This is a genomic window from Erwinia sp., from assembly GCF_049696395.1.
Lineage (GTDB): Bacteria > Pseudomonadota > Gammaproteobacteria > Enterobacterales > Enterobacteriaceae > Erwinia.
In genome coordinates this window covers 20,459-30,970 of sequence record NZ_JBAVTT010000122.1, presented here as the reverse complement: position 1 = coordinate 30,970, position 10,512 = coordinate 20,459, and the positions used below count along the sequence as shown (strand labels likewise).

Here is a 10,512-nt window from a genome sequence, read left to right as displayed (position 1 = left end):
CGCCAGGTGCGCCGCGACCGCGGCCGCCGCCACCATTGCCGCCGCCTGCTCCGCCACGCTGCTGACGACCGTTGATGATCGGCTCAGCTTTGATTGACGGATCCGGCTCGTAGCCTTCAATCGCCATGCGTGGAATTTCACGCTTCAACACGCGCTCGATATCACGCAGCAGTTTCAGCTCATCGACACAAACCAGAGACAAGGCTTCGCCGGTAGCCGCTGCACGGCCGGTACGACCAATACGGTGCACATAGTCTTCCGGTACGTTTGGCAGCTCAAAGTTCACCACGTGTGGCAACTCGGAAATATCAATCCCGCGGGCAGCGATATCCGTGGCAACCAGCACCCGAATTTTGCCTTCTTTAAAGTCGCTCAAAGCACGTGTACGTGCGCCCTGGCTTTTGTTCCCGTGGATAGCAGCAGAAGTGATGCCATCTTTGTTCAGCTGTTCAGCAAGGTGGTTAGCCCCGTGCTTGGTACGGGTAAAGACCAGCACCTGCTGCCAGTTATCACGGCCAATCAGGAACGACAGCAGTTCACGCTTACGCTTCTTATCAACCATATGAACGTGCTGGGTGATCTGCTCTGAAGCCGTGTTGCGGCGAGCCACAGACACTTCTTCTGGATTGTGCAGCAGTTTCTCGGCCAGGCCTTTGATCTCGTCAGAGAAGGTGGCGGAGAACAGCAGGTTCTGACGCTTGGCAGGCAGTTTTGCCAGCACGCGACGGATATCGTGAATGAAGCCCATATCCAGCATACGGTCGGCTTCATCCAGCACCAGGATCTCCACTTTAGAGAGGTCCAGCGCGTTCTGATGTTCCAGGTCCAGCAGACGACCCGGCGTAGCGACCAGCACGTCAACGCCGCTGCGCAGTTTCATCATCTGCGGGTTGATGCTTACGCCGCCGAAAACAACCAGCGAACGCAGGTCCAGGTACTTACTGTAATCCCGAACGTTTTCCCCGATTTGAGCGGCAAGCTCACGGGTTGGGGTTAAGATCAGCGCACGAACCGGGCGACGACCTTTAGGGTGCGGATTTTCGCTGCTCAGCAGCTGTAAAAGCGGCAGCGTAAAGCCAGCGGTTTTACCGGTACCGGTTTGCGCGCTGGCCATCAGGTCGCGACCTGCCAACACTACCGGGATTGCCTGACGCTGGATCGGCGTAGGCTCGTCGTAACCCTGTTCTGCAACAGCACGCAAAATATCGGCGTTCAGGCCGAGAGAATCAAATGACATAAAATTGACTGACTCCGGATCCGCCCTGATCGCGGTAAGCGATGTAGTTTCCAGGGGGAGAATATGACGCCAGGCTTCGCCTGACGTTTGAAAGGGAGCACAAACCACGGTGCGTAAGAGGCGGATTATAACAGATGTTGTGCCCGCACAGAGAGATATTCTTTGTGTGGGTAAATTTACAGCGACTTCACGGAGTATCCGTCGGGCAATATCAGACCGCTGCCGACAGACTGCTGGCCACTTTTCGTAACTCTGCCGCTGGCTTGTGGCCAATCAGCATAAAGCTGTGCTGCTGCTGCTGCCAGTACACCACGTTCATCCCCCGACGTTTCTCTTCGGCGAATCCCTGATCTGAGGCGTGAACAGCGTCAGTAACGCACAACGCCAGTGGCCCACTTTGTGGGTCGTCCCAGACAATCTGTGCGATGTCTTTCTCGTCGTAACTCAGCATTCTGGCACCTTTAAACTCGCTGCCCGCAAGCGTCAATGCGCTGGCAGAAAGCGGCAAACCAAGGTGGCTGCTGACACGGGCTAACTGCTGCTCCATGGCACTGGCTGAAGGTGAAACGCCTTCAAAAGTCTGATGGGTGTAAAGCGCCATATACTGCGCAACGCTGTCCCGCCAGCCGTCATCATTATCAAACAACCGCTTGCCTTTCAGGCCCCCCACGACGCCCAACGCCAGCGCAGACACTGTTGCGGCGATCAATGTTCTGCGGCTGACACCACGGGGTGGCGACTGCTGAGGCTCCACCAGAGAGTCCGCCAGTCTTTGTTGCAAACGAGCCTGAGGCGCTTCCTGCAGCAAAGGGGCAAAAGCCGCCGGAAAATCTACGCTGGCGCGATCGAGCTCAGCCAGGCGCTCTGCCAACTCAGGGTCATTGCTGAGCATTTTTTCCACCTGCTGATGCTGTTGAGCCGTGAGTTGGTTATCAAGCCAGGCCACCAGCACCTCATCGGAAACCGGCGCGCCGTTCTGCCACTGGGTCATAATTCTCCCCTTTTGTTCCGTCTGACGCCCGTCGCCACGCCTTTGGCCAGAGCTTGTCTGGCATTTGCCAGCCTGCTCATAATGGTGCCAATGGGGACAACCAGCGTTTCAGCGGCTTCCTGATAGGTAAAGCCCTCAACATAGACCAGGAACACCGCATTTCTTTGCGCTTCCGGCAGGCGATTGATCCGTTCACGTACCTGCTGCGCCCAGAGATGATCGGCATCGCTCTCATTGACCTGAAAAGCCAGCTCGTCAAGTTCATCGATGTTTTGCTGCCGGGTCAGATGAGTGGCACGAACCTGATTGATCCACACCGAATGCAATATGGTAAACAGCCAGCGGTCCAGGCGAGTGTCGGGAACATACTGGCTGCTTTTTTCCAGTGCGCGCAGGCACGTTGCCTGCACCAAATCTTCGGCCACATCCCGTTTGCGGGACAGCACCAGCCCGTAACGCCATAAACGCGCCAGATAGAGAGGCAGTTCAGCACGAATATCGTGGTGACTCACCGGTGCTCCTTAAGCCTGTCTTTCACCTGACTAACTCTCCGGATGTCCGTCGATAGCGGCTGAGAGATCGCGGTACTCCTCGCAACCCGTGCCACAGATGCCTTTAATGATATTCAACTGCTCACGCGCCTGCGCGGGCTGCTGCTTCACCATGTACGCCTCACCCAGATATTCACGAACTTTGGCGTATTGCGGATCGAGTGCGATAGATTTCTGATAGTAGCCAATCCCCTCGTCGGTTCGCCCCAGTTTGCGGGTGGCATAACCGCGATAATTCCAGGCTTTGGCCGTATTGGGCTGTTTCAACTTATCCAGCGTTTGCAGCGCCTCATCATAACGTCCTGCTTTCGCCAGCGCGTAAGCATAGGCGGTTCGATCCTGATCATTGATCATGCTGGTTTTATCAGCCACACAGCTTTTGGCTTTTTTATCGTAGATCTGCCCTTTCGGACAGGTTGGCGGCTTGTCATCGTCATCGCCCATGGCGTGGACCATTCCGCTCACCAGCACGCCAGATAAGGCGGCCAGGCACAACACACGACTGAATTGGGTCTTCATTTTTGTGGCTCCGGTAGAGTACGACAAGGTTATTTCAGTTTTGGGATCATGCGTTTTAAGGTGCCGTCGCGCAGCGCGTAATGGTGCAGCAGTGCCACCACAGCGTGGCCTCCCGCCAGCACAACAATCAGCCAGGCATTGTAGTAGTGAAGCGATCCCAACAGCTTGCGCATGGAACTTTCGATATACACCAGATCGGACAGATCGCCGAAGCCGAAGAAGGCGAAAGGTTCGCCCTGAGCCCAGCGAAACAGGAAACCTAAAACCACCTGAGCAATCAGCAATAAATACAGCAGGCCGTGCACGGATTTCGCCCCAATATGGGCCACTCTTGAAGGGCTTGCAGCCGGCAAACGGCGGCCTTTGCTAATGCGCCAGACAATACGGACCACCATCAGCACTGCCAGCAGCAGGCCAAAAGAGATATGCAGTGATTGCAGGTCATGCCGCAGCGGCGTGCCTTTTTCCAGCCGTGACCACACCTGAAAACTGGCAAAGAGAAAAATGACGTCCAGCGCGGTCAGCCAATGCAACGCAATGGTCAGCCGGTCGTAGTGAGCAGTAGTTGAAGTCTGGTGCATGATGGAGTTCCCCGTGAGTCATTACAGGGTTAACAGCTCAGGGGCGGATTTTATTCAGGTCGTTTTGTTCTAAGGAGGGAGGTTTTTATAAAGAACAGGCCACTTTCGTGGCCTGTTGTGCTTAGCGGTGACGCTGGCGAGCGCGAACAGGCTCTTTAGCCAGCAGAGAGACCACACAGGGTCCGGTCAGCATTAGCACACCAACACAACCCAACAGCAGGTTGTTGTGGATCACGCGGGAGAGCATGTAAAGCACCAACATCGCCGCGCCAAAATAGTAGGTGGTGGTGACATCTTCTAAGAAGTCTCCAACCCGGCGCAGGCGTGGCAGTCGCTGAGTCAACAACATGGCGGCAAACACGCTGGCATACATCGCCAGAAATACCGTGCTGACCTGCAGCAATGCCTGGTGCTTCCAACCCCACACCAACCCTGCAATCAGCAGAAGGTGGAGCGCGATATGTACACAGGTTTGTCCGGTGACAATCTGAATACGGTTAGACCATTTCATTTTCTTCTCCTGGCAGACCCAACAGAGGTCGCCCAGCCTTGTTAACACAGTAAGTGATAACGAATTTCCTCAGACTAACTTAGTTTTCGGATAATGCCGCAAAGAACGCCGTTTCAGGGCACTCTTTTGTGACAAAGACTACACTTTACTCTTCATACCTTGAAAAGGAGAGCGCACACAGTATGTCACAAAATGCGCAAGGATTTTCACTAAAAGTCCTGACGATCAATACGCACAAAGGTTTTGCCGCTTTTAATCGCCGTTTTATCCTGCCAGAACTGCGTGACGCAGTGCGAGCAACCGCGGCGGATATTGTCTTCTTACAAGAGGTGATGGGAGCGCCTGCCCTCAACCAATTAAAGGTTGAGAACTGGCCTGACACACCTCATTACGAATTTCTGGCTGACACCATGTGGAACGATTATGCCTATGGCCGCAATGCGGTTTACCCCGATGGACATCATGGCAATGCCATTCTGTCCCGCTACCCGATCCTGGCGTTTGAAAACCGCGATATCTCGGTAGAAGGCACGGAAAAACGCGGGCTGCTGCATTGCCAGATCAAAATCCCCAGCCATGAACAGCCGTTGCATGCCATTTGTGTGCACCTTGGTTTGAAGGATGCCCATCGCCATGCGCAGCTGAATTTGCTTTGCGATCTGGTGAACAGCCTGCCCGCAGAGGCGCCGGTTGTGGTGGCGGGGGATTTCAACGACTGGCAGCAAAAAGCCAATGCCGTGCTGAAAAAAGGCGCAGCGCTGGAAGAGGTGTTTAGCCGCAAGTTTGGTCGTCCGGCCCGTACCTTCCCTGCCCGCTTTCCCCTGTTGCGTCTTGACCGTATCTACGTACGTAACGCCGGGATCAGCCATCCGCAGACTATTCCTCTGCGGCCCTGGTCACACCTTTCCGATCACGCCCCGCTGGCTGTGGAGATCCACCTATGAATATGGAATGGCGTGACGGCAACCGCCTGCGGCTGCTGGAAAACGGCGAAGAATATTTCCCTCGCGTCTTTGAGGCCATCCGGCGAGCCAGTGAAACCGTGCTGCTGGAGACCTTCATCCTCTTTGAAGACGACGTTGGAAAAGAGTTACACAAGGTGTTGCTGGAAGCGGCAAACCGTGGCGTAAAAGTAGAGATGATGGTGGATGGCTACGGCTCCAACGAGTTGTCAGATGAGTTTGTGAACAGCCTGACGTCAGCCGGCGTGCGTTTTCTGTATTACGATCCCCGCCCGCTGATTTTGGGTATGCGAACCAATATCTTCCGTCGCCTGCACCGCAAAATCCTGGTCTGCGACGGTGAAATTGCCTTCGTCGGCGGCATCAACTTCTCTGCTGAGCACAACGCCAGTTTCGGTCCGCAAGCCAAACAAGATTATGCGGTGGAGGTGAAAGGACCGATCGTTGATGACATCACGCGCTACGTGCAGCAGGCGATTAACAGTGAACAGGTTACCCGTCGATGGTGGGGAGGCCGCTCACATCGCCCGGCAAAAAATGCAACGCCTGGGGAAGCCCAGATTCTGTTTGTCTGGCGGGACAACGACCAGCACCGGGATGATATTGAGCAGCACTATATCGATATGCTGCGCAGCGCGAAGAAGGAGGTGATCATCGCCAATGCCTACTTCTTCCCCGGCTATAAGCTGCTGCGGGAGATGCGCAATGCCGCACAGCGTGGCGTGTCGGTGAAGCTGATTGTGCAGGGTGAGCCAGATATGCCGATTGTGAAAGTGGGCGCAGAGTTGCTCTATAACTATCTGGTGGGCGGCGGCGTGGAGGTTTACGAATACATTCGTCGTCCCCTGCATGCCAAAATTGCTGTGCAAGACGACCATTGGTCCACGGTGGGTTCAAGTAACCTTGACCCGCTGAGCTTGTCGCTGAATCTTGAAGCTAACCTGATGATCCATGACCGGACCTTCAACGAAGTGATTCGTGGCAATCTGAACCGCCTGCTGACGGAGGATTGCCAGCGCGTGGAAGAGAGCCAGCTGCCAAAACAAAACTGGCGTCAGCTGGCGAAAAACATCGTGGTGTTCCATTTTCTGCGTCACTTCCCGGCCATTGCAGGCTGGCTGCCCGCACACACGCCGAAGCTGGCGCAAATTGCCCCACCGGTTCAGCCTGAGCTGGAAACCCAGGATCGTGTTGAATCCGATAAAGAGCGAGTAAATCCCTGATGTCTGCAACGCATTCCCGCTGGAAGTGGGTGAAGAAAATTCTCACCTGGCTGTTTTTTATCGCCGTCATCGTGCTGCTGGTTATTTATGCCCGCAAGGTCAACTGGCATGACGTAGTTGAGGTGATCAGCAATTACAACCGCTTCGCTATCTTCGCCTCCATCGCGCTGGTGGTGGTCAGCTATCTCACCTACGGCGTGTACGACCTGATTGGCCAGGCCTATTGCGGCCACAAACTGCAAAAGCGCCAGGTGATGCTGGTGTCGTTCATCTGTTATGCCTTTAATCTGACGCTCAGCACCTGGGTTGGCGGCGTGGCTATGCGCTACCGGCTCTATTCCCGGCTCGGGCTTGATGGCAGTACCATCACCCGAATCTTCTCGCTGAGTATCGCCACTAACTGGTTAGGGTATGTGCTGGTAGCTGGCGTGATCTTCACCTCAGGCTGGGTGCCGATCCCTTCAGGCTGGTTTATTGGTGAAGGAACGTTGAGAACTATTGGCGCAGCCCTGCTGGTGTTTGTGGTGGTCTATCTGGCGCTGTGCGCGTTCTCTAAACGCCGCCGCTGGACGGTAAAAGGCCACGAGCTGGCGCTGCCCTCTTTCCGGATGGCGGTGCTGCAGTTTGCGGTTTCCAGCGCTAACTGGCTGGTGATGGGTGCGATTATCTGGCTGCTATTGGCGCAGAAAGTCGACTATCCGCAGGTGCTTGGCGTGTTGCTGATCAGCAGTATTGCCGGGGTGATTATTCATATCCCTGCCGGGATTGGCGTGCTGGAAGCAGTGTTCCTCGCCTTGCTTGGCGGAGAGCACTTGTCCCACGGATCGATTATTGCCGCGCTGTTGGCGTACCGGGTTATCTACTTTATTGCCCCGCTGTTGCTGGCGCTGGTGCTGTATCTGTGGCTGGAGAGTCGGGCGAAAACATTGCGGGCGAAAAACGAAAGGGAGATGGAAAAACAGTCTTAGAACAAAGGGGGCGAAAAGCTTCGCCCCCTCAGGCTTAGCGGCGGTTACCGAAAATACGCAGCAGCATCAGGAACAGGTTGATAAAGTCCAGATACAGCGTTAGTGCGCCCATAATGGAAAAACGACGCAGGTTCTCTTTGTCTTCAACATTGATCCCCTCACCGATATTTTTCAGCTTCTGCGTGTCGTACGCCGTCAGGCCCACAAACACCAGCACACCAATATACGTCACGGCCCACATCAGCGCTGTGCTCTTCAGCCAGATGTTCACTACCGAAGCCAGCACCAGACCAATCAACGCCATAAACAGCATGCTGCCCATGCCGCTCAGGTCGCGCTTGGTGGTGTAACCCCAGAAGCTCATTGCCCCAAACATGCCACCAGCGACCAGGAAAGTCCCGGCTATGGAAGAGTAGGTGTAAACGAGGAAAATGCTCGCCATGGTTAACCCGGTCAGCGCTGAATACAGCATAAACAGGCCGGTAGCCACCGCGCCGCTTAGCTTATGCACCATGCCGGATAACACGAACACCAGCCCCAGCTGCACAATGATCAGGCCAAAGAAGGTGATACGGTTGGCAAAAACCATCTCCATCACCGCAGGGGTATTGGCGGCAAACCATGAAACAAATGCGGTCAGCAACAGACCGCAGGTCATCCACCCATACACCTGTGCCATATAAGTCTGCAGACCCGTATTGGCCTGCGAAACCATAGAACTGTCGGAACGTGGATATCGATCCATGATGCTCTCCTGATTCTCAAATTAGCGATGTGATCTCAGGGAAATGGCGTGACTGGCCCTCGCCCTGGTCGTCGTTAAGTCTGGCACACTCCGGGGAAGATAAGCCAGTCCCGCTCCGGGCTTTTTACGTAAGCGTTTATCAGGCGTTAGCGATGACCGGCTAAAACGTGCAGGTTATGCATAAAGATTGTCCATATTTTGCCGATAGAGTGAACACAGGGAGAAAAACGGACAGGAAGTTAATACGCGTCATCTCTTACACCGGGGAAGCCTCAATGCACAGTAAGCCGTCACCTAAGCGGAAAATGAGCACTCGCACGCTTATGCTCCTGACCGGAGCCCTGACCATCACCCTTGGCTTCACTCTCACCATTGGTTTTCTCAGCTGGCAGTCCAGCCAGCAGCAGCGCAAGCTGGCAGAGAACTATCTGGGACAGATTGCCGAAAGCAATGCCCTGAGCGTACAAAAGGATCTGGATTATGCCCGCACCGTAGCGCGTAATCTGGGACAAAGTTTGATCGCCCTTCCCCCCGCTGGTATTACCGACCGTAAAATCGGCGAAGAGCTGATGAAGTACAGCCTTAAACAAAATCCTGACTATCTGTCGATGTCAGTGATTTTCGAAGAAAACGCCTTTGATGGCCGCGATGCCGACTTTGCCCAACAACCTGACTCCGCGCCCAAAGGTCGCTTTGCACGCTTTGTTGATCGCGACAGCAGCGGCAATTTCGCCTTACATAACCTCGACTCTATCTTCAAACCAGGCCAGGGTGACTACTATCTGATCCCGCAAAAACTGCAGCAGGATACGTTGATTGAACCCTACAGCTACGCCTATAACGGCGTGCCAACGCTGCTGACGTCAGTGGCGGCCGTGGTCATTGACGATAACAAACTGAAAGCGGTGGTCACTTCTGATATTTCGCTCGCCTCGCTTCAGAAAACCGTGGGCGCTATCAAGCCGTGGGAAGGCGTGGGCTATGCGCTGCTGCTGTCCAACAAAGGTCTGGTGGTCTCCAGCCCGGATAAAGCCCTGTCTGGCAAACCTTATAAAGGAGAGACAGACAAATTTACGCAGCAGGTAGTGGAGCATTTTGACCCTGTACTGGGCGAAAACGTGCTGGAAACCTGGCGTCCGGTCACCATCGGCAACAGCCAGTTCCCGTGGTATTTAGGCATTGTGACGCCGGTCAGTGCGGTAATGGCAGCAGCCAACAGCCAACTGATACACGCGCTGATCATGATGATTCTCAGTATTGTGATTGTCTGCTCGGTGCTGGGCCTGCTGTTCAGCCGCAAGATATCAAAACCTATCGGCGGCGAACCTTCCCAAGCCGCAGCCATTGCTTTGGGTGTCTCCGAAGGCAATCTGACGGCGGAGATCCCGGTTGGCGAACGTGACCGTCAGAGTATTTTCTTCGCCATGCAGACGATGCAGCAGCAGCTGAGAACCATGGTCGGCGAGATTATCTCCGCCAGCGATTCAGTCCGTCAGGGGGCTGAAGAGATTGCCTCCGGTAATCTGGATTTAGCTTCCCGTACCGAAGAGCAGGCAGCCGCACTGGAACAAACCGCCGCGAGCATGGAGCAGTTGACCGCAACGGTAAAGCACAATGCTGACAACGCCCATCAGGCCACGTCCCTGACCGAGAACGCCACCGATATTGCTCAGCGCGGTGAGTTACTGGTGCAGCAAGTTGTGCAGATTATGCAGCAGATTGACGACAGTTCACGCAAAATTGGCGCGATCACCAGCATCATCAACGGCATTGCTTTCCAGACCAATATTCTGGCGCTGAATGCGGCGGTAGAAGCTGCCCGCGCGGGCGAGCAAGGTCGTGGCTTTGCGGTAGTGGCGGCGGAAGTTCGCAGCCTGGCACAGCGAAGTGCCAACGCGGTTAAAGATATCTCAGGACTGATTGGGGAATCCACACTGCGGGTGAATCAGGGCGTGTCGCTGGTTCAGGACGCTGGCAGAACCATGCAGGAGATGACTGCGGCGGTGAACTCGGTGAAGACCATTATTGGCGAGATTGTGCACGCCTCTGATGAGCAGTCACAGGGGATTGGGCAGGTGACGGTGGCCGTTAATCAGATGGATGGCGCCACCCAGCAGAACTCCGCGCTGGTTCAGCAGATGTCTGCCGCCGCCGCTTCGCTGGAAGACCAGGCGAAGCAGCTGGCGCAAACCGTACAGATTTTCCGGCTGGATGCCGCGTAACG

Annotated in this window: 11 protein-coding genes; 4 read left to right on the top strand and 7 right to left on the bottom strand. The window is 55.0% G+C overall.

Features of this window, described 5'->3' with window-relative positions; translation table 11 throughout:
• The 6 genes from rhlE to WCC56_RS15665 form a co-directional block, all read right to left on the bottom strand.
• The coding region (gene rhlE, locus WCC56_RS15690; RefSeq protein ID WP_424693272.1) for an ATP-dependent RNA helicase RhlE at window positions 1–1,237 on the bottom strand (1,237 nt) is incomplete at its 3' end.
• A 211-nt stretch (window positions 1,238–1,448) separates the two neighbouring features.
• Entirely contained in the window at window positions 1,449–2,228 is a 780-nt protein-coding gene (locus tag WCC56_RS15685) for an anti-sigma factor family protein (RefSeq protein ID WP_424693271.1), read from the bottom strand.
• Entirely contained in the window at window positions 2,225–2,740 is a 516-nt protein-coding gene (locus WCC56_RS15680) for an RNA polymerase sigma factor (protein WP_424693270.1), read from the bottom strand. The genes WCC56_RS15685 and WCC56_RS15680 overlap by 4 nt, the downstream gene beginning before the upstream one ends.
• Window positions 2,741–2,770: 30 nt before the next feature.
• Window positions 2,771–3,298, bottom strand: a complete 528-nt coding sequence (locus WCC56_RS15675; RefSeq protein ID WP_424693269.1) for a tetratricopeptide repeat protein — start codon at window positions 3,296–3,298, stop codon at window positions 2,771–2,773.
• Window positions 3,299–3,327: 29 nt separating this feature from the next.
• Window positions 3,328–3,879, bottom strand: coding sequence for a cytochrome b (locus WCC56_RS15670; RefSeq protein WP_424693268.1), 552 nt, complete (start codon window positions 3,877–3,879; stop codon window positions 3,328–3,330).
• Between the two features lie 121 nt (window positions 3,880–4,000).
• The gene (locus WCC56_RS15665) at window positions 4,001–4,390 is read right to left on the bottom strand and encodes a YbhQ family protein (protein WP_265911795.1); all 390 of its coding nucleotides are present in this window, start codon (window positions 4,388–4,390) and stop codon (window positions 4,001–4,003) included.
• Window positions 4,391–4,572: 182 nt separating this feature from the next.
• Here WCC56_RS15665 and WCC56_RS15660 point away from each other — a divergent pair, with 182 nt between their 5' ends.
• The 3 genes from WCC56_RS15660 to WCC56_RS15650 are packed head-to-tail and all read left to right on the top strand — an operon-like array spanning window position 4,573 to window position 7,543.
• Window positions 4,573–5,334, top strand: coding sequence for an endonuclease/exonuclease/phosphatase family protein (locus tag WCC56_RS15660; RefSeq protein WP_424693267.1), 762 nt, complete (start codon window positions 4,573–4,575; stop codon window positions 5,332–5,334).
• Window positions 5,331–6,575 carry a cardiolipin synthase ClsB gene (gene clsB / locus WCC56_RS15655; protein ID WP_424693266.1) on the top strand — a complete coding sequence of 415 codons (1,245 nt, stop codon included), beginning with the start codon at window positions 5,331–5,333 and terminating at the stop codon, window positions 6,573–6,575. Before WCC56_RS15660 ends, clsB begins: the two co-directional genes overlap by 4 nt.
• On the top strand, window positions 6,575–7,543 hold the full coding sequence (locus WCC56_RS15650; RefSeq protein ID WP_424693265.1) for a lysylphosphatidylglycerol synthase domain-containing protein: 969 nt from the start codon (window positions 6,575–6,577) through the stop codon (window positions 7,541–7,543). The genes clsB and WCC56_RS15650 overlap by 1 nt, the downstream gene beginning before the upstream one ends.
• 34 nt (window positions 7,544–7,577) lie before the next feature.
• On the opposite strand, the gene WCC56_RS15645 is transcribed toward WCC56_RS15650, so the two are convergent.
• Entirely contained in the window at window positions 7,578–8,288 is a 711-nt protein-coding gene (locus tag WCC56_RS15645) for a Bax inhibitor-1/YccA family protein (RefSeq protein ID WP_424693264.1), read from the bottom strand.
• 275 nt (window positions 8,289–8,563) lie between these two features.
• Between WCC56_RS15645 and WCC56_RS15640 the strand changes: the two genes are divergently transcribed.
• Window positions 8,564–10,510 (top strand): methyl-accepting chemotaxis protein, encoded by a 1,947-nt coding sequence (locus WCC56_RS15640; RefSeq protein WP_424693263.1) that lies wholly within the window; start codon window positions 8,564–8,566, stop codon window positions 10,508–10,510.
• Window positions 10,511–10,512 lie beyond the last annotated feature (2 nt).